The organism is Sphingobacterium sp. R2, from assembly GCF_040760075.1.
GTDB lineage: Bacteria > Bacteroidota > Bacteroidia > Sphingobacteriales > Sphingobacteriaceae > Sphingobacterium.
On record NZ_CP142884.1, the window covers coordinates 119,197 to 137,514 of the forward strand.

An 18,318-nucleotide genomic window follows, 5' to 3' on the forward strand; every position below is an offset into this window, starting at 1 on the left:
CCGTTAAAAACCTAAACTTACGCCCAACATATATTGCCTAGATTGTGGGTAAACCCCGAAATCAACGCCAAGTGCTGGATAATCCGATGGTGTTGCCGATACCTCCGGATCAAGACCTTCGTATTTTGTGATGGTGAATAGATTTGTTACTCCGACATATGCTCTTAATCTTTTCACGCCTGTATTTGCACCAAAGAGTTTATCTGTAGAGAAATTATAACCAATCTGTAAGTTTTTCATCTTAAAGAAGCTTGCATCCTGTACGAAATAGCTAGAAGAAGCATACTCATTAGCCGAAACTTCTTCTTTTGTTTGCGATGGAATCATACTTGATGTATTGGTAGGACTCCAAGCATCCAATACGCGCACACTCTTTTGACCATCAAATACTCCAAAGTCTGTAAAGTAACGTGTTGCCTCATAATTCTCATTTCCCTTCGAACCATAGAAATACATCATGATATCGAAATTTTTGTAATTGGCATTGAAATTAAGCGAATACGTAAAATCCGGGTGAGGGCTTCCGATAACGGTATTATCTTTTGCGTCAATAATACCATCACCATTCACATCTTCAAATCTAAACCCGCCAACACGCGCTTTCTCGTAAGAAGGATATTGAGTCAACTCCGCTTCGTTTTGATAAATCCCCGCTACCTTAAATCCATAGAATGCACCAAAAGGTTGACCTGTTCTTAAAATGGACGTTTCCATGCTTCGGAAAGCACCGTATACAACATCGTTGATACCGGGTGCCAAACCGACAATTGTATTTTTGTTTCTTGAAATATTTGCTCCAATATCAAAGTTGAATTTGTTCGGGTCCGTTTGTTTATGATGATAATTCAACGAGAATTCCACCCCTTTATTTTGCATATCACCAATATTTACATAAGGCGAAGCCGCCCGGCCAACAGCTGTTCCCGGCAATGGCAATGCAAATAACATGTCTGATGTTTTCTTATTGTACCAATCAAAAGCACCATCAATCTTTCCTCCCAAAATTGAAAAGTCCAATCCTAAATTTAAAGAAGCAACCTGTTCCCATTTTACATTTTCATTTTGATAGTCACTGACCCAAAGACCACTTACTAATTCATTATTAATTGGATAAGAAGCCGAATTAATAGAAGTTGCATAACGCTTTAGATATTGATATGATGGAATACGTTGGTTTCCTGTAATACCGTAACCTACTCTTAATTTTAGATCATTTAACCAGCTGGCACTTTTCATAAATTCCTCTTGGGATATTCGCCACGCACCACTCACCCCGGGGAAAGTACCATACTTATTTTTTGATCCAAAGTTTGACGAGCCATCCCTCCTAACTGTTCCACTTAAGATATAGCGATCTTTGTACGAATAATCGACCTTTCCAAATATGGAAAACAAAGATCCCAACGCACCTTCACTTGCTGCCGAATTTTTGGAAGCCTGGCTCACATAAAAGAAATCCGTGCTGTTTGTAATAAAGTACCCATTGCCATTTCCTTGAACCTGGCGATAGGTATTATCAATAGCCTCCGTTCCCAACAATACATTTAAGCTATGGGTGTCATTAAAGTTAGCCTTATAGTTCAAGGTATTTGTCCAAGTCCATTCCGTATTATAACCCGAGGTCTCTGACGATGCACTGTTTGCACTACCCTCTGTAAATTCCAGATTCGGGTACGTATAACTTAAATTGTAATAATTTTCATATTTGACACCAAAGCTTGTTCTAAATGTTAACCCTTTTAATATATCATACTCTCCAAAAGCATTGCCAAAGAAGAAATTGCTTTTGTTCACATTATCTTTCGCGCGGTAAGCAATTGCTACAGGATTCTCACCATTTCCCCAGCCACCTCTAGAGCCTGCAAAGTTTCCGCCTTCATCGTATACCGGAATAATATTCTTAATACGGTAGGCAAATCCGATCGCACTTCCCTCACCAATATAATCGCCGGCTGTATTTGTATTTACACCAACACCGTGTCCTTTAGTCATGCTATACTGCATATTTTCACCAAAACGCAGTTTTTTATTAAAAGCGGAAAAATTCGTATTTGATCGTACATTGAATCGTTCGAATCCCGTATGGATAACTGTTCCTTTTTGTCCCAAATATCCTCCGGATACGGCATAAGAGGCATTTTCACCGCCCCCCACTGTATTTAACTGATAAGATTGTGTCGGCGCGTTCTGACTCAATTCTTTGAACCAGTTTGTTCCTGCCTTATTCGCTTTAGTAATTTGATAAAATTCCTCTTTGTTATCCGCATAATTATATTTGGACATATCGGCATCTGCTGGCGTTACTTTGTTGCCCGAGACATCACCAGCCAACAAATAATCAGGCAGCGGATCTTTATTATCATTTAGGTTATAAATCTGCTGTGGGCTTAACATTTTTGGGAAACGGCCGCTATTAGGCACCTGAACACCATAATACGCATCAAAATTAATCTGTGGTTTGCCAGATTTGCCAGATTTTGTGGTAATTATGACTACACCATTGTTGGCACGTGAACCGTAAATTGAAGCTGCCGATGCATCTTTCAAGACCTGCATTGTTTCAATATCGTTCTGATTTAACCAGCTCAATTTTCCTTCAAATGGAACCCCGTCAATTACATAAAGCGGTTCGTTATTATTAATGGTACTATAACCTCGGATTTTAATCTGAGGAGTAGAACCTGGAGCACCATCGGTCACAACTTGAACCCCTGTCGCTCGACCTTGTAAAGACTCTACCGCACTTGCAGCGGGAGTAGTTTTTAATTGGTCCGTATTGACTACAGCAACAGATCCCGTCAGATCCTTCTTACGTTGTGTAGAATAGCCGGTAACCACTACTTCCTCTAATGCGTCTTGGGAGGCAGTTAACGAAATAGCAAGATCAGCTTTCGACGAAACAGTTACCTCAGTACTTTTGTACCCGATGTAACTTACAATAAGCACATCGCCCACTTTTCCCTGAATGGTAAATGCACCGTTCTCGTCAGTCGACGAGCCAGTGCTACTCCCTTTCACTTTAATAGAAACACCTGTGATACCTTGACCTGTCGAAGCATCTTTCACAACCCCTTTAATAGGCGTCTGTTGTACGCTTTTGGTTTTCATCAATGAAACGACTTCAACTTTGCCATGGTTGGTTAATCCACTGGCAAATCCATGAGTGGTTATTCCTCCCCCAACGAGAAGAGAACTCATAAGCAGAAACCTCGTATTGAACTTTTGGCGCAATATGAGATCAAAACAATTTTTGTCCGCTTTTTTCATCATAATTTTACTAAATAGGTGGTTTGAAAAATTTATGTTTATTCTTTAGTTATTTAAATTGATATTGGTTTATATTTAGTTTTTGGTTATTTTTTTAAGCACAACAACAGCGATAGTACGTTCTTGCTATCAGATTTCGATCCCTTGGTTATTTATTTTTTACTAATTTGGTTACCGAATAAAAATGTTAAAATCTGTTAAATAAATGTAAAGAATAATAAATGTAAAAAAAAAATAAAAACACCAATTAATTTACAAAACACTATAAATCAAGTTATTGTATTTTATACACTATCTAATATTGCAATACTTTCGTTACACAAATATGTAGTTCTCTTTACATCCTCCAATTCTGTAAATTCAATCTCCCTGTCAAATATTCTACAGAAGATATAAATAAGCTAAAAGCTCCCTATATTTGTTATTGATGAATGTAAGTAATTTATTAGAACGGGCGCTCCGATTTGAGTTCCTATCCAAGGAAGAGGGCATTTTCTTATATCAAAATGCACCTACAGCTGATTTGACTTTCGTAGCCAATGAATTGCGTAAAATACAAGTACCCCATGGTAAGGTGACCTGGCAAATCGATAGAAATGTTAATACAACAAATGTGTGTATTGCAAATTGCAAATTCTGCAATTTTTTCCGCCGTCCCGGCCATGAAGAAAGTTACATCACCGATATCGAAAGCTATAAACAGAAAATAGAAGAAACTTTTAAATTCGGCGGCGACCAATTGCTACTGCAAGGTGGTCATCACCCCGATTTAGGTATTGAGTTTTACAAGAATCTTTACAGGCAGTTAAAGGCGCTTTATCCTTCACTAAAACTCCATTCTCTTGGACCTCCGGAGATTGCGCATATTTCCAAATTAGAGAACATGAGCCATATTGAAGTATTGACTCAATTGAAGGAAGCGGGTTTGGATTCTCTACCTGGAGCAGGTGCTGAGATCCTTAATGACCGTGTTAGACGTTTAATCTCAAAAGGAAAATGTGGAGGTAAAGAATGGTTGGACGTGATGCGGGCAGCACATAAAATTAATTTGCCTACTTCAGCGACTATGATGTTCGGGCACATTGAAACAATAGAAGAACGTTTTGAACACTTGGTATGGATTCGTGAGGTCCAGGACGAAAAGCCAAAAGAATCACATGGATTTATAGCATTTATTCCTTGGCCATTTCAAGATGACGGAACCTTGCTAAAGAGACTCCGCGGCATTACTAATAACGTAACAAGTGAAGAATATATCCGTATGATTGCTTTAAGCCGGATTATGCTTCCTAATATCAAAAATATACAGGCTTCTTGGCTCACAGTCGGAAAACGCACCGCACAGTTATGTCTGCACGCCGGAGCGAACGACTTCGGGTCAATTATGATTGAGGAAAATGTTGTTTCTGCAGCTGGTGCGCCACATCGGTTTACATCAAAATCTATACAGGAAGCAATTTTGGAAGCTGGATTCAGTCCCCAACTACGAACACAAAAGTATGAGTTCCGAGAATTACCAGCTCATATGGTCGAACAGGTCATTAACTACTAATACGCTACATTGAAAGACGTCATAAGAAATATTGAAGCAATTATATTTGCTTCTACAGAAGGAATCGATCTTGCCGATATCAAACAGGTTTTGCAGGAAGCTTTAGCCATCGAAGTATCCAGAGACGAACTGCGTGACTTGATAAAAAAAATTGAAACCAAGTATCAGGATGAAGATGCTGTACTCGAGTTACGCTACATTAACAATTCCTACCAGTTTTTGACAAAGGCGGTGTACCACGAATCGATTCAGCAACTTCAAAACCACAACAATAAACGAAAATTAAGTCAATCGGCGCTGGAAACACTCGCGATCATTGCTTACCGACAGCCCATCACAAAACTGGAAGTGGAACAAATTAGAGGTGTCAGCTGTGATTATTCTATTCAAAGACTTCTTGAAAAGAAATTGATCAAAATCGCCGGAAAGGCAGATAGTATAGGAAAACCATTACTTTATGCAACTAGTCAGCAGTTCATGGATCACTTTGGAATCAATGGTGTTAGAGATCTTCCGCAAATGAAAGATATTGTCACAGAAGACAATGCTATCGGCGAAACAAATGAATAAATAAAATGAAATAAATTTTTATTTTCAAAATACGATTCAACACACTGATTAACAGAAAAATAAATGACTATATTTTTTTAAAAAAAAGTTTTAAAAAATAGTTTTCTTCTCTAATTTTACAGCATTGAATAAGGAACAATAAAGTATTATTTTATGAACACGGCAACTTTAGCTAACGAAGATTTTGAAGAAGTAAAATTCGCATCTTTCAACGGTCCTGATGACGATGATGATGATTTCGATGATGATTTCGATTTAACTGAGATCGACCCGATTGGAGGATTGGATGACTTCGATGATGAAGATGAATTTTAATATTTTAGTGTACTATATCACTACCTATTAAAAACACCAAAGTATCATTAAAAGATAGGGCGTCCAATTTGATTGGACGCCTTATCTTTTGATTTACTTTACCTGATCGATCAATTTATGTAACTCCATTTTGGGAATCATTCCGCTCTGTCGCCATACTTGCTGCCCATCCTTAAACAGCACGAAAGTAGGTACGCCACTCACCTTAAAAATAGAAGCAATTTTTGAATTCTTGTCCACGTCAATCTTTATGATAGACAAATCGTCTTGATAAAATTCCTTAAGGTCCTGTAAAATCGGCGCCATAGTCTGGCATGGACCGCACCAAGTGGCAAAAAAATCCACTAGAACCAGCGAATTTGATTGAATAATCTGGTCAAAAGTAGCCATTATTGATTCTCCTTTTCTTCATTTTGCAATGCTTTATACCCGCCTTGGATATTGCATATATTTTTAAATCCTTTCAAGCTTAAAATAGATAAAGCTACTGTTCTCCTGTATCCCGATCGGCAATATATATACAGCTGCTGATCATCTTTTCTAAGCTTAAAATCAAAATTAACTAAATCTGTTAAGGGAATATTCATTGCATTGTCAATATGTCCACTTTTAAATTCTTTCTCTGTCCTTACATCTACAATATGACCCTGAACTGATTTTTATCAAATTCCCGTGCTCTAATGTTACGTATAGACGCTACAGTCTCTTTACTCTTCCATGTTTCAATCCCCCCTTCCAAAACTCCAACAATATGGAAATACCCTAATTTTATCAAATGATCAATGACAGCCTCACTATTTTCCAAATCAGTGATTAGCAAAAACTTTTGGTCTTTGGTGGGGAAAACTTGCGTGAGAAAATGATCAAACGGGCCTTCAAAACTAATATTAATAGAATTTGGGACGAATCCCTCCAAAAACTCGTCGCACGATCGGGTATCAAGCATCTGAATATTTTCAACATTACACAGCTTTTTAAACTTATTCAGTGTTAATAGGGGCGGATTGGAAGGGAATTGTTGTTGGATACCTTGGCGTAATTTTGGTTTTGCCTGCAATTGCCTTTGATTAAACACGGATAAAAAACAAATGCAAAATAGTGAGATAAAAAATCTATACATATATTCTTTTATTTAAAAGGAATAAGGAGCTTTTCCAATTCCTCAATTTTACCATTATATATATTGAGATCAACATTTCCCTGAATCCCTTGTACGGTACCTTTTTCAGAAAATTGCCAGAAAGTCCAATGCTCTTTGGGGTTCTCGACCCAAAAATTGTAATTTGCAATCCACAAGGTATAAGCTGCAAATTCCTTTTCCAGAAAATCACTATAAAACTTATCTCCGGAATAAAGAATTGGTTTTACCTTATAGTGGGTTTCTACTTCATCAAGCCAACGTCTTAGCCCAACTTTCAAACTATCCATAGATTGTTGTTTGGGATGCTCCTCAATATCCAAAACTGGTGGCAGGTCTCCAGGTTGAAGTTTAACCTTTCGAATAAAATTTTTAGCCTGCTTCACTGAATTCTCGTTGGGTCTGAAATAATGATAAGCTCCTCTCAAAATCGCCCTATTTTCTGTTTTACTCCAGTTTCGGCTAAACTTATCATCAATTCCTTTTTCACCCATTGTCGCCCTGATAAACACAAAGTCTATCGGAAAGTGATCATTAATGGTGTTTACATTTTGCCAATCTATTTCTTCCTGATAGGTAGACACGTCTATGCCAAACACCTTATCATCGTGCTTGCTCATAATCTCCATATTACGAATATCATATTTAGCTTCCTTCGTCAAAGACTTGTCTTTGGAAGTAGCCATGCGAAAATAGTATATAATTCCAGCCCGATAATGCCACACAAAAAAACAGAGGAAAAACACCACCATTCCTGCTATCATCCAAATCCACCTTGTTCCACTAACCTGACTTCCTTTTGTACTTGTTTTCTTTCTTTTTGATCGCTGTTGTGCCATAGCACGATGAAGTTACGGCAATAGCAATTAACTCGCAAAATTTTCGCAACAATTTATATTTTTGTGTATGATCGTATACAACCCCAAAGACTGGCTTTCGGCAACTTTCAAATTGCATAAATCAGATACTTTCAAAAAGTTACTGCCATTCCTTATTTTAATTGCTTTTTATTCCTGGGCGATAGCCTTTGTAGAATTGGAATTCCTTAAATTAAATGAAAAGAGTTGGGTAAAGAATATTACCATCGTCCACAATCTCCTTGGTTTTGTCATATCGCTCTTACTTGTTTTTCGTACAAACTCGGCCTATGACCGTTGGTGGGAAGCCCGAAAACAATGGGGTAATTTAACCAATGTCAGTAGAGCCTTGTCCTATAAATTGAATGCAATGTTAGAAACGGATGATAAGGTTAACCGAAGTTTTTTCAGAAAAGCAGTACCGCTATTCGCTGAGACACTTTATGATTTCTTAAGATCGGACTACACCAAGTTTATGCTAGATGAAAATGAACATCCCGAATTGAAGGCATTGGATAATAAAAAGCATGGACCAAACCAAGTGTCAAATATGATCTTTCACAAAATCAACGATCTTTATAAAGCCAAAACAATAAGTGGCGATCAACTTATTATCCTAAATGAGGAAATAGTTGCAATGACGCATGTTTGTGGCGCCTGTGAACGAATTAAAAACACGCCGATTCCTTTGGCCTATAGTGCATTTATTAAGAAGTTTATTATTTTCTATACCATGACCCTGCCTGTAGGTTATGTTTTTTCGATTGGTTATTTTGTTGTAATTGCCGTCCCCTTTATCTTATATGTTTTGGCGTCTCTTGAATTGATTGGAGAATCCATTGAAGAACCATTTGGTATAGATCAAGACGATTTACCTATCGATAAAATTGCTGCCAATATCCGAAAGCATTGCCTTGAAATTATACCTGCATAAGCTTTTAGAAAAATAATCTAGCTCATTTTCAAACGCTAAGCCTATCTCCGAGAAATAAGTTTTGTAAATCTATTCAGAATTTCTACTTTTGTCGCGGAGAGTTGGCAGAGTGGTCGAATGCGGCGGTCTTGAAAACCGTTAACTGTCACAGGTTCGGGGGTTCGAATCCCTCACTCTCCGCATAAAAAGCCTTTCAGAAATGAAAGGCTTTTTGCTTTTGCTCCTTTATTCTCCCCCATCAAAAGATCAATTTTCTTATCGTACCATTCCATTCGAATTATCAGAGCGTTACCTACAAGAAAACAACATTTCACACAACTCTTCCTAGCCACATGCAATCTTTTTCACTTTTTTCATTCCTTTATGTAATAATCTGTAATTCATAACATCTAATAGGCACAATATTCTAGAAAACCATAATTACTAATTTTAAATTCAATGCTTATGAAAACTATTGTTCTTCTCATCAATAAAGATCTACCGAACTATTTAAGCCATTTCACCAAAGTCGGTATTTCAATACTTTTACTCATAATTTGCGGATCGGCATTTGCACAAAAAAAATATGATTTTCAAGTCAGCATCTATGGAACAAGAACACCAATCATTCTTACTCCAGGATATAGCTGTAGTGGAACCGTATGGAGAGAAACTGTCAATCACCTAAAAGATAAATACGAATGTCACGTGCTTACACTTCCTGGCTTCGCAGGACAAGCAGCGATTAAAGAAGCATTGCTTGAGACGGAGTACCGTTCTACCCGGGTATGCAGACCCCAAATACAAGTGTAGAGGAAGTGAAAAAGTTTGTCGATAAAGATGCACTTATCGCACAATTTACTTCAATGGGAGACCAACAACTTAGCGATCTCGATCTATCTTCGGGAAATCCTAGCGGGTGCTAGTTTCCAATATTATTTACTGACTTACCTTCCAACCTATAGCTGGATTCTATTTTCATACTTTTATCTGGGTAAAAGACAACTCGCTAAAATTGACCGATCAATCAACGAAGCTATTTTTGAATTACAGGAGTTAGAACGACAGTTCGGGAATTGAAAAATCGGATGATGTTTGCTCCTTAAAAATACGTTCATGATTACTTTTTAAATTGGAATAAATAACATTAAAACAATATTATGATCGCATCTAAAAGCGGACATATCGTCCAAAGCAGAGTCCGCTATCTCCAATATGACATCTTAAGGTGGTCAACCACTAAAAATAACCAACTAGTATTCAGGTACATTTCTATTTAAGAGTCCTAAAACTGCTTTTAAACACAGAAAAATGTAAAATAAGTTTTGTAATTCTACCCAAAATTTCTACTTTTGTCGCGGAGAGTTGGCAGAGTGGTCGAATGCGGCGGTCTTGAAAACCGTTAACTGTCACAGGTTCGGGGGTTCGAATCCCTCACTCTCCGCAGAAAAAGCCTTTTAAAAATGAAAGGCTTTTTGCATTTTAGCCCAATTTATTCCCTTAGTCTTTCTTAAGAACTTAACTCAAGATATATCCTTTACCACGTATAACCGTGATTTTTATATTGGGAACAAACTCCAATTTTTTAATATGTTTTGGTTCGGAAAATTCTAATGAATTTCAACAATTGAAAAGTCTGAAAGTAAACGACAAAATAACTTTAAGGAGTCGTAGTGTCATTTACGCGCCTAAGTATTCGTATCCAATAGTAGCGGGCGACTATGTACATAGAGATAACAAAACAATTTATAAACGCACCCCTGACCAAGGCGGTTGTTAACTAACTTACTCAACACTCCGCAAGAAAAGTCTATTAGCATTGAAGGGCTTTTTTGCACACCACTAGAAAAACTTCGACAGCCTAGCAAGCGCCCTAAATTGATTGAAAGGACAAAATGACAAGAGAATTGATCAAATCGGATCAACAACAAACAAGCTAAAACATAGCATAAAAAAAGGTGATTATCAACAATTAAGAAAAAAACGCAGAAAGTACTTGAGAAAAACCATATTTTTTTAAAAAATACTGTGGAATCTATTCTTCTTTGACATCATAATAGTGAGTGACAACAACTTGTTAACCTAAAAATGACAATCATGGCAGAATTAAACCAAAAAACGCAAGAAACGGGAAAGAAAAAAATAAGAAGCAGAAAAATGGCTCCTAAAGTAGATTTAACAGCCATGGTAGACCTCGCATTTCTTCTCATTACATTTTTTATGTTGACCACAACATTAAATAAACCATCTGCAATGGATATCGCTATGCCAGACAAAAGTAAATCAGATGTAGAAAGTTCGGTTCTTATTGATGAAAACCGCACGGCGACCCTCATTCTAGGCGAAGGAAAATTCATGTGGTATCATGGGGATTTTAAAAAACCGATCAGCTCTTCAAAAGTGCCGGTAGATATCGAGAAAGGGCTCTCAGGCGTTATTGCACAGTTAAAAGCTAAGATAAGCTCTATGCCCGATACAAAGGACATGATTGTATTGATTAAGCCTAGCAAAGAAGCGCGCACAAAAGATGTTATTCAGACGATCGATCAATTGAAGGGTCAGCATATTGCACGTTATGTGATCAGTAAAACACAAATCGAAGAAGAAAAGCAACTGCTCACTGTACTCCAGTAGCATTGATTTCAGCAATGTCCTATCCATGCATTGAAACAAGCTATTGACCGAGCCTTTCATAGGTAAAATCAATTAATGTCATCAAAAAACATGGGAATGATTTATATCTATAAAATAGACAATAATAAGTTTACCGAAAGGTCGTATAATCGATCTTTCGGTAGATTCCAGCCCAGTACGGTAAATTATCTTTTATCCAGATTGTTCCAATAACGTTCCACATTTTCTTTTACCTCAACCGGTAGAGACGCATAATTGTCTGAAAACGTTGTTTGACTATAACCATCTGCTTCCTCCGAGCGGATGCGATAAAACTTATTCTTATAAAGAACTAGGCCAATACAGCTAAGCTGCTTTTTTAGGTCATCCTTGGGATGTCTTGAATAGATAAATAATGCATCCAATTTACCATCCTTATCGGCATCAAAAAACGCCTTTCGAGATTCCCAAATCGAAGTAACGATCCCTTCTTCGGATATCAATTCATCAGCCACAAGCTGCCATATTCCATTGATCTGCTGAAATTGTTGTACATAAAGTTTGTCCGGGTCAGCACCCCGCTCCTCTTTTGAAAACACTATATAATTATCTTCTTTTGGAGTTTGAATGCGTTCCACTTGTAACACACGCTTCCCCTTAAATGGAAAACCAGAAGATTGAAAATTTTCCTTATTGATCGAAATTGTTGTAACCTGCGCCCCAACAATATAAAATCCCATCGATAATAGGATTAAAAGAAGGTATTTTCCCATATGTTTTTCCTTAGTATTGAGTCAATTTACTGACAATAAAAGAGAATTACAATATTTCAACGAGAGATCTTTACATCCAAGTGATGCGATTCTCCATAAATGTCACTACATTTAATCTATATAAACATCATGAAGAAGCTTTTGATCCAGCTATAGGTCTTTATTCATGAGCTTAGATCATACGCCGATGAAACAAGATATTCAAACACTCGATGACATTAAAGTATTAGTAGATCAATTTTATACGACGATACGTAACGATACTTTGCTCGGACCTATTTTTAAAAAAAGAATCCAAGACAATTGGGCAATTCATCTTGAAAAGATGTATAGTTTCTGGCAGACTATCCTACTGGATGAACATCGTTATTTTGGCAGCCCCTTTCCACCTCATATTAATTTACCCATTGATGCGCAACATTTTGGTCAATGGCTCAAATTATTCGAAGCAACAGTAGATGGCTTATACAGTGGACAAAAGGCCGAAGAAGCCAAATGGCGTGCGCAAAAAATGGCCCAAATGTTTCAGTTCAAGCTAGAATATCTACACGCCAACCCCAACAAGAAACCATTGATCTAAAGTTAGCCTACAAAGGCTACTTGATGGCATTGTTAAATAAAAAGAAAAAGTAATCCATGAAAAAAGCCCTCGGAAACTCCCAGGGCTTTTCTAGTTGATATGAGTCAATTTATGCTTTTTCTTCCTTTAAGGAAGTAGAATCTCTTTTGGGTTGCTTTTCTTCAAAACCTGAGCGTAAAATTTCATCCCATAAGGAAGAGCTTACACCAAATCCTTTTTCTGGATCCGAGTAATGGTGCAACATATGGTGCTGCTTGATCCGTTTGAAAATACCACTTTTAAAATTAGCATGATGCATCGCATAATGACATTCGTCATAGATTAAATACCCCACCATAAAACCTGAAAAAAAGCAGGCTAAGATAAACTCATTTGAAAAAAATAATGTGAATCCAAGATACACCAGTAAAGCTAGCGGAATACTCGCTGACAACGGCATCACCAAACGCATACGGTCTCTTGGGTAATCATGATGTACACCATGGAAAATAAAAGCCACTCTTTTCCCCCACTCCGTCGTGGGGTGATAGTGAAATACCCATCGATGTAGAGCATATTCAAAAGCAGTCCAAAAAGCCAAGCCAAAAACAAAATACCCAATGTATGTTAAGAAGGGAATATCTCCCCAAACTAAAGCCTTATACGAAAAGAAAGCCACCACAGGTACATAGAAAATCAAAGGTACACTCCAATGCACTTTCGTCAATGACTCCAAAAAGTCACTTTTGAACATGCGCGTAGACTCCGTTGAATTTGAAACATAATTACGCTTCGCCATATTACTATTTTTTTATTATTCCCGCACAAAAATAACTATTTTAGTCACAAATGAAGAAGGTTTTTGACTAGAAAAACAAAGCTACTGACCTTTTTAATAAAAAGGTTAAACAAAAATTACTTCAAGCATTTGACTAAACCCTTTTTATTGATCTTTTACATTAGATTTCAGTTCACTTGATAAAAATCAATAAAATCTATATAAGATAAAATTGACAAATTTAAGACAGTATAACTTATTTAAAGTTAACTGTTCCGCCCGCCATTTTCTTTTCTACGCGTTGTTCTGGTTTTCCATAAACATCAATGACACCACCGCCGCGAGTTTTTGTTTCGATGGAATCAGTGGCATGAACATCTGCTTTACCGCCACCATTAATAGTAACCATCGTCGCGGAAGTCTTAAAATCTTTCCCCTCATATTTGCCTCCAAAATTCGAGATAATCTCTTGTTTATTTGCCTTTCCATACAGCGCTATTGTAGCACCTGAAGTGACTTTGATCTCAGCTGTTTTTACGTCAGCATACAAATCTACCAGCCCCCCCTCTGAAGCATACACCTTTAAGTAATCTGCCGAAATTGTATTATCTTTTGTCGCAAATACCTTAGCACCCTTTTTCGCTTCAACATTGCCCAAAGTTTTATAATATACTTTAACAGAGATATTGCCACCTTGAAGCATATTCAACGTATTCATTTTCAACACCAAGGATCCGTTGGTGTTTACTACCTTAACATTCTCGTGATTTTGTCCCTCGAAGGTAACCAAAGACTCATTTGATTTAATCAGCTCAACTTGAATCTTGTCGGTCGCTAATACTGAAGAAAAATCGCCAACATTTTGCTTTATCTGCCCAAAGCTGACTTGGGCCATTAATAAAAGTATTACACTAACTCCTAAAAATTTCATATTTATTTGACTTTTTAGCATTGATTGTCAAAAAACAAGCCAATTGCTATCAAAAACGATATATTTAACCTATTTTGACATAGAAAAAACGCCCTCTCTGAGGGCGTTTTTTCTGTGCTATTCCTTTCTTGGACTACAGCTTACTATTTACATCTACAGCGTTCAAGTCAGCGAATGCTTCTTTCAAACGGGCAACAAATGCTTCCTCACCTTTACGCAACCATACACGCGGATCGTAATATTTTTTATTTGGAGAATCAGTTCCTTCTGGGTTACCGATCTGTCCTTGCAAATAATCATGGTTTTTCGCTTCGTATGCTCTCACACCGTCCCAGAATGCCCATTGCATATCTGTATCGATATTCATCTTGATTGCACCATACGAAATCGCTTCTGCAATTTCTTCAGGAGAAGAACCAGATCCACCATGGAATACAAAATTTACTGGCTTTTCAGCATCAAGATTATATTTTTCACGAATATATTCTTGTGAATTATGCAAAATAACTGGCTGTAACTTTACATTACCTGGTTTGTATACACCGTGAACATTTCCAAATGCAGCTGCCACTGTAAATTTGTCAGATACCTTGGATAATTCTTCAAAAGCATAAGCAACTTCCTCGGGCTGAGTATACAATTTTGAACTATCTACGTCTGAGTTGTCAACACCATCTTCTTCTCCACCTGTAACGCCTAACTCAATTTCTACAGTCATACCTAGTGGTTTCATTCGAGCCAAATATTTTGCTGAAATTTCAATGTTCTCCTCAATAGGTTCCTCCGAAAGGTCCAACATATGTGAAGAGAATAATGGTTTACCATGCTGAGCAAAGAATTTTTCACCAGCGTCCAACAAGCCGTCAATCCAAGGTAAGAGTTTCTTAGCTGCGTGATCTGTATGCAGAATAACTGCTACACCATAATGCTCAGCTAATAAATGAACATGTTGTGCTGCAGATACTGCTCCCAATACGCAAGCTTGTAAATTATCGTTGTTCAAAGTTTTACCAGCGTAGAATTGCGCTCCACCATTTGACAATTGAATTATTACAGGCGAATTTACTGCCTTCGCAGTTTCCATAACCGCATTGATAGAGTTTGTTCCGATAATATTTACCGCAGGCAAAGCAAACTTATGTTTCTTCGCAACCTCGAACAACTCTTGTACTTGATCACCTGTCAATACACCTTTAAAATCTTTTAGGCTCATATTTCTGTTATTGATTTATTTTAAATTTTCATTAAACTTGAAGCTACTAAATTATTAAAAATTATTATTACTTCCTAATTTTTATAGTGTACTAAATACACTATCACTTCAAAAATTAGATAGAATCTTGACAAATCATAAAACCCTGACTGTCCCAACGAATTGGAACTTTCCGGCTGCTCCTTTTTTCATTGGCGTCGAGAACACGATATCCAAAATTATTATTGTTACAGATAAGGCATTCTGGAAATATTCAGAAATATGAATTATTTTAAAAATTATATCGGGATTGATTAAATTTGGATTCACCAAATAGTCACTATTATGCTACAGGTATACGGAATCAAAAATTGTAACACAGTAAAAAAAGCACTTACATGGTTGGAAGACAATAATGTTCCCTTTCAATTTCATGATTTCAAAAAAGAAGGAGTCAGTGTGGATAAATTAAAAGAATGGGAAACACAGGTAGACTGGCAAGCTCTGGTGAATAAAAAGGGAACTACGTGGAAAAAGTTGTCTCCGGAAACTCAAGAGCAAGTCATTGACAGTGATAGCGCCAATAAAATACTTCAAGAAAATACAAGTATGATTAAGCGTCCTGTTATTGAATACAAGAAAGGTATATTACTCGGTTTTAATGAAGAAGAGTACGTAACAAATTTAAAATAGTTTCAAAAGACTCTCCGCAACGGAGGCGCTAAAAAGCCTCCGATTATCCAAAATAAGCCTTTCAATTCTTCTTTTATCCCGTATATTATCAAACGTCGTTCGCGTTTTTTTTTGGCTCAGTGTACTTTTCATTGTATATTGGAGCACATAAATATAATTTAAATAAAAGTATGATGAAAAGAATTGCTCTGGCTTCTTTAAGCCTTGTTGCGTTGAGCTATGCTTATCCAGTTTTTGCACAGGAGAAAACATCCAACTACAGCTATATCGAAGCCTTTGCTCCCCTATTCTTTAAAAACAATGGCAATGACTATCGCTCGGCTTCCGGAAAGCCAGGACCGGCGTACTGGCAAAATGCAGCAGACTACAAAATACAGGCTTCCTTGAACGATCAAAATGATCAAATTACAGGAGCAGTTGAGATTACCTATAGTAACAATAGCCCAGACAATATGGACTATCTCTGGTTGCAATTAGATCAAAATATGTTTTCACAACATGGACGTGGTCAATTGATCTCCCCCTTGACCGACAGCCGTTACGGTGATGGCAACTCAACTTTTGACGGCGGATATCAGATACAATCTGTTACGGATGTTAACGGAAATACGATCGAACATATCATTAACGATACTCGCATGCAACTTCGACTTCCTGCTGCGTTAAAAAGTAAAGGTGGAAAAATAACTTTTAAGATTAAATACCAATACACCGTTCCTAAATACGGTGCGGACCGTACAGGTATACTTGACACAAAAAACGGAAAAATCTATGCCATTGCGCAATGGTTCCCAAGACTTTGTGTCTATGACGACATTAGAGGCTGGAATACTCTTCCTTATACGGGACCAGGAGAGTTCTATCGTGAATTCGGAAACTACCAGGTTGAGATCACCACCCCGGCAAACCACATAGTTGTATTGGGTGGCGAATTGTTAAACCCACAGGAAGTATTTACGGCTGAGCAACTCAAGCGATACCAACAGGCACAGCGCAGCGATGAGACCGTGATCATCCGTTCTGCAGAAGAAGTTAACGCCAAAAACTCCAGACCCGACAAAAAAACCTTAACATGGAAGTACCAACTTAATAATGCGCAAGACATTGCCTGGGCGTCCTCTACGGCATTTATATTAGATGGTGCGAAGATCAATCTGCCTAGTGGGAAAAAATCCCTCGCTTTGTCAGCCTATCCAATTGAAAGTAACAGTAACAATGCCTGGGAACGCTCGACAGAATACACGAAAGCGGCCATTGAAATCTATTCAAAAAGCTGGTTTGAATACCCCTATCCAGTAGCTGTCAATGTCGCTTCCAATGTTGGTGGTATGGAGTATCCAGCTCTTTCATTTTGTGGGCATCAAGCCAAAGCAGGATCCCTATGGGGAGTCACTAACCACGAATTTGGTCATAATTGGTTTCCAATGATTGTTGCATCCAATGAACGTGAGCATGGATGGATGGACGAAGGGTTTAATACATTTATAAATGAACTTGCGACAAAGGAATTTAACAATGGCGAATATTACCGCAGTCAGGCTAGCAGATCTTACCTATTTACTGCCCGTAATCTTGAACCAATCATGAGTACACCTCAAAATATGAAAGAACGTAATATTGGGGCTCTTGTCTATTACAAACCGGCATATGGACTTAAATTATTGCGGAACGAAATTATCGGCTCTGAACGATTCGATTATGCTTTCAAAAAGTACATCCAAGATTGGGCATACAAACACCCGACTCCTGAGGATTTCTTCAAAGCCATTGAAAATGGTACTGGAGAAAATCTAAATTGGTTCTGGCGCGGCTGGTTTGTCAATAATTGGCAAATGGACCAAAGTATAAAGTCTGTTTCCTATGTCAACAATAATCCCAAATTTGGTGCCCTTATTACCATTGAGAACTTGGAAAAATTGCCGATGCCCGTGACTGTGGAAGCAACAACCGTATCCGGAAAAAAGATACGCAAAAAACTGCCAGTGGAAATATGGGAGAGGAATACTGTATGGCAGTTTAAAATACCAACCGCAGAATCATTACAATCCGTACAAATAGATCCAGACATGGTGATGCCGGATAAGAATCCTGACAATAACTCATGGAAAGCAAATTAGCCAATTTCAAATTGTATTCTTTACTTTTGAAGAAAGAACAATCATTTGGC

At 37.5% G+C, this 18,318-nt stretch carries 19 protein-coding genes and 2 tRNA genes; 12 read left to right on the forward strand and 9 right to left on the reverse strand.

Annotation, left to right across the window (positions count from 1 at the left end):
- Positions 1–3: 3 nt before the first annotated feature.
- Positions 4–3,270: a SusC/RagA family TonB-linked outer membrane protein gene (locus VXM68_RS00525; RefSeq protein WP_367210149.1), complete on the reverse strand. Its 3,267-nt coding sequence runs from the start codon at positions 3,268–3,270 to the stop codon at positions 4–6.
- Positions 3,271–3,694: 424 nt separating this feature from the next.
- Here VXM68_RS00525 and mqnC point away from each other — a divergent pair, with 424 nt between their 5' ends.
- From mqnC to VXM68_RS00540, 3 genes are all read left to right on the forward strand, one after another.
- Positions 3,695–4,819, forward strand: a complete 1,125-nt coding sequence (gene mqnC, locus VXM68_RS00530; RefSeq protein WP_293957739.1) for a cyclic dehypoxanthinyl futalosine synthase — start codon at positions 3,695–3,697, stop codon at positions 4,817–4,819.
- Positions 4,820–4,828: 9 nt separating this feature from the next.
- A complete protein-coding gene (gene scpB, locus VXM68_RS00535; RefSeq protein ID WP_293957738.1) occupies positions 4,829–5,389 on the forward strand; it encodes an SMC-Scp complex subunit ScpB in 561 nt (186 codons plus the stop codon).
- A gap of 153 nt (positions 5,390–5,542) precedes the next feature.
- Positions 5,543–5,704, forward strand: coding sequence for a hypothetical protein (locus VXM68_RS00540; protein WP_293957737.1), 162 nt, complete (start codon positions 5,543–5,545; stop codon positions 5,702–5,704).
- A gap of 93 nt (positions 5,705–5,797) precedes the next feature.
- Here VXM68_RS00540 and trxA read toward each other — a convergent pair whose 3' ends face one another.
- The 4 genes from trxA to VXM68_RS00560 are packed head-to-tail and all read right to left on the reverse strand — an operon-like array spanning position 5,798 to position 7,528.
- Positions 5,798–6,094, reverse strand: coding sequence for a thioredoxin (trxA, locus tag VXM68_RS00545; protein ID WP_209578861.1), 297 nt, complete (start codon positions 6,092–6,094; stop codon positions 5,798–5,800).
- Positions 6,094–6,291 (reverse strand): rhodanese-like domain-containing protein, encoded by a 198-nt coding sequence (locus VXM68_RS00550; protein WP_367210151.1) that lies wholly within the window; start codon positions 6,289–6,291, stop codon positions 6,094–6,096. The genes trxA and VXM68_RS00550 overlap by 1 nt, the downstream gene beginning before the upstream one ends.
- Positions 6,292–6,338: 47 nt before the next feature.
- Positions 6,339–6,779 carry a rhodanese-like domain-containing protein gene (locus VXM68_RS00555; protein WP_367210152.1) on the reverse strand — a complete coding sequence of 147 codons (441 nt, stop codon included), beginning with the start codon at positions 6,777–6,779 and terminating at the stop codon, positions 6,339–6,341.
- A gap of 53 nt (positions 6,780–6,832) precedes the next feature.
- Positions 6,833–7,528: a glycoside hydrolase family 25 protein gene (locus VXM68_RS00560; RefSeq protein WP_312362524.1), complete on the reverse strand. Its 696-nt coding sequence runs from the start codon at positions 7,526–7,528 to the stop codon at positions 6,833–6,835.
- A 220-nt stretch (positions 7,529–7,748) separates the two neighbouring features.
- On the opposite strand from VXM68_RS00560, the gene VXM68_RS00565 reads away from it, so the two are divergent.
- The 6 genes from VXM68_RS00565 to VXM68_RS00590 all read left to right on the forward strand — a co-directional run bounded on the left by VXM68_RS00565 (position 7,749) and on the right by VXM68_RS00590 (position 11,246).
- Positions 7,749–8,633 (forward strand): bestrophin family protein, encoded by an 885-nt coding sequence (locus VXM68_RS00565; RefSeq protein WP_293957734.1) that lies wholly within the window; start codon positions 7,749–7,751, stop codon positions 8,631–8,633.
- Positions 8,634–8,728: 95 nt separating this feature from the next.
- Positions 8,729–8,813 (forward strand) — tRNA-Ser (locus tag VXM68_RS00570).
- Positions 8,814–9,071: 258 nt separating this feature from the next.
- Complete coding sequence (locus VXM68_RS00575; protein ID WP_367210153.1) at positions 9,072–9,425, forward strand: alpha/beta fold hydrolase; 354 nt, start codon at positions 9,072–9,074, stop codon at positions 9,423–9,425.
- 27 nt (positions 9,426–9,452) lie between these two features.
- Positions 9,453–9,692: a hypothetical protein gene (locus VXM68_RS00580; RefSeq protein ID WP_367210154.1), complete on the forward strand. Its 240-nt coding sequence runs from the start codon at positions 9,453–9,455 to the stop codon at positions 9,690–9,692.
- A gap of 279 nt (positions 9,693–9,971) precedes the next feature.
- A tRNA-Ser gene (locus VXM68_RS00585) sits at positions 9,972–10,056 on the forward strand.
- Positions 10,057–10,709: 653 nt separating this feature from the next.
- Entirely contained in the window at positions 10,710–11,246 is a 537-nt protein-coding gene (locus VXM68_RS00590; protein WP_293957730.1) for a biopolymer transporter ExbD, read from the forward strand.
- A gap of 185 nt (positions 11,247–11,431) precedes the next feature.
- On the opposite strand, the gene VXM68_RS00595 is transcribed toward VXM68_RS00590, so the two are convergent.
- A complete protein-coding gene (locus VXM68_RS00595; RefSeq protein WP_367210155.1) occupies positions 11,432–11,965 on the reverse strand; it encodes a hypothetical protein in 534 nt (177 codons plus the stop codon).
- Positions 11,966–12,164: 199 nt separating this feature from the next.
- Between VXM68_RS00595 and VXM68_RS00600 the strand changes: the two genes are divergently transcribed.
- A complete protein-coding gene (locus VXM68_RS00600) occupies positions 12,165–12,578 on the forward strand; it encodes a group III truncated hemoglobin (protein ID WP_294347686.1) in 414 nt (137 codons plus the stop codon).
- Positions 12,579–12,687: 109 nt separating this feature from the next.
- Here VXM68_RS00600 and VXM68_RS00605 read toward each other — a convergent pair whose 3' ends face one another.
- From VXM68_RS00605 to fbaA, 3 genes are all read right to left on the reverse strand, one after another.
- A complete protein-coding gene (locus VXM68_RS00605; RefSeq protein WP_293953309.1) occupies positions 12,688–13,356 on the reverse strand; it encodes a sterol desaturase family protein in 669 nt (222 codons plus the stop codon).
- Positions 13,357–13,591: 235 nt separating this feature from the next.
- A complete protein-coding gene (locus VXM68_RS00610) occupies positions 13,592–14,266 on the reverse strand; it encodes a head GIN domain-containing protein (protein ID WP_367210156.1) in 675 nt (224 codons plus the stop codon).
- Positions 14,267–14,399: 133 nt separating this feature from the next.
- Positions 14,400–15,479 (reverse strand): class II fructose-bisphosphate aldolase, encoded by a 1,080-nt coding sequence (fbaA, locus tag VXM68_RS00615; RefSeq protein ID WP_293953305.1) that lies wholly within the window; start codon positions 15,477–15,479, stop codon positions 14,400–14,402.
- A 324-nt stretch (positions 15,480–15,803) separates the two neighbouring features.
- Here fbaA and VXM68_RS00620 point away from each other — a divergent pair, with 324 nt between their 5' ends.
- Both VXM68_RS00620 and VXM68_RS00625 read left to right on the forward strand, forming a co-directional pair.
- Entirely contained in the window at positions 15,804–16,151 is a 348-nt protein-coding gene (locus VXM68_RS00620) for an ArsC family reductase (RefSeq protein WP_293953303.1), read from the forward strand.
- Between the two features lie 170 nt (positions 16,152–16,321).
- Positions 16,322–18,268: a M1 family metallopeptidase gene (locus VXM68_RS00625; protein ID WP_294187322.1), complete on the forward strand. Its 1,947-nt coding sequence runs from the start codon at positions 16,322–16,324 to the stop codon at positions 18,266–18,268.
- Positions 18,269–18,318: the final 50 nt, after the last annotated feature.

Coding starts and splice junctions, on each gene's coding strand:
- VXM68_RS00595 (WP_367210155.1), bottom strand. CDS start 11,965: ATGGGATTTTATATTGTTGGGGCGCAGGTTACAACAATTTCGATCAAT.
- VXM68_RS00560 (WP_312362524.1), bottom strand. CDS start 7,528: ATGGCTACTTCCAAAGACAAGTCTTTGACGAAGGAAGCTAAATATGAT.
- fbaA (WP_293953305.1), bottom strand. CDS start 15,479: ATGAGCCTAAAAGATTTTAAAGGTGTATTGACAGGTGATCAAGTACAA.
- VXM68_RS00600 (WP_294347686.1), top strand. CDS start 12,165: ATGAGCTTAGATCATACGCCGATGAAACAAGATATTCAAACACTCGAT.
- VXM68_RS00525 (WP_367210149.1), bottom strand. CDS start 3,270: ATGATGAAAAAAGCGGACAAAAATTGTTTTGATCTCATATTGCGCCAA.
- VXM68_RS00610 (WP_367210156.1), bottom strand. CDS start 14,266: ATGAAATTTTTAGGAGTTAGTGTAATACTTTTATTAATGGCCCAAGTC.
- VXM68_RS00575 (WP_367210153.1), top strand. CDS start 9,072: ATGCTTATGAAAACTATTGTTCTTCTCATCAATAAAGATCTACCGAAC.
- VXM68_RS00625 (WP_294187322.1), top strand. CDS start 16,322: ATGATGAAAAGAATTGCTCTGGCTTCTTTAAGCCTTGTTGCGTTGAGC.
- VXM68_RS00550 (WP_367210151.1), bottom strand. CDS start 6,291: ATGAATATTCCCTTAACAGATTTAGTTAATTTTGATTTTAAGCTTAGA.
- VXM68_RS00565 (WP_293957734.1), top strand. CDS start 7,749: ATGATCGTATACAACCCCAAAGACTGGCTTTCGGCAACTTTCAAATTG.
- VXM68_RS00620 (WP_293953303.1), top strand. CDS start 15,804: ATGCTACAGGTATACGGAATCAAAAATTGTAACACAGTAAAAAAAGCA.
- VXM68_RS00540 (WP_293957737.1), top strand. CDS start 5,543: ATGAACACGGCAACTTTAGCTAACGAAGATTTTGAAGAAGTAAAATTC.
- VXM68_RS00590 (WP_293957730.1), top strand. CDS start 10,710: ATGGCAGAATTAAACCAAAAAACGCAAGAAACGGGAAAGAAAAAAATA.
- VXM68_RS00580 (WP_367210154.1), top strand. CDS start 9,453: ATGCACTTATCGCACAATTTACTTCAATGGGAGACCAACAACTTAGCG.
- mqnC (WP_293957739.1), top strand. CDS start 3,695: ATGAATGTAAGTAATTTATTAGAACGGGCGCTCCGATTTGAGTTCCTA.
- VXM68_RS00605 (WP_293953309.1), bottom strand. CDS start 13,356: ATGGCGAAGCGTAATTATGTTTCAAATTCAACGGAGTCTACGCGCATG.
- trxA (WP_209578861.1), bottom strand. CDS start 6,094: ATGGCTACTTTTGACCAGATTATTCAATCAAATTCGCTGGTTCTAGTG.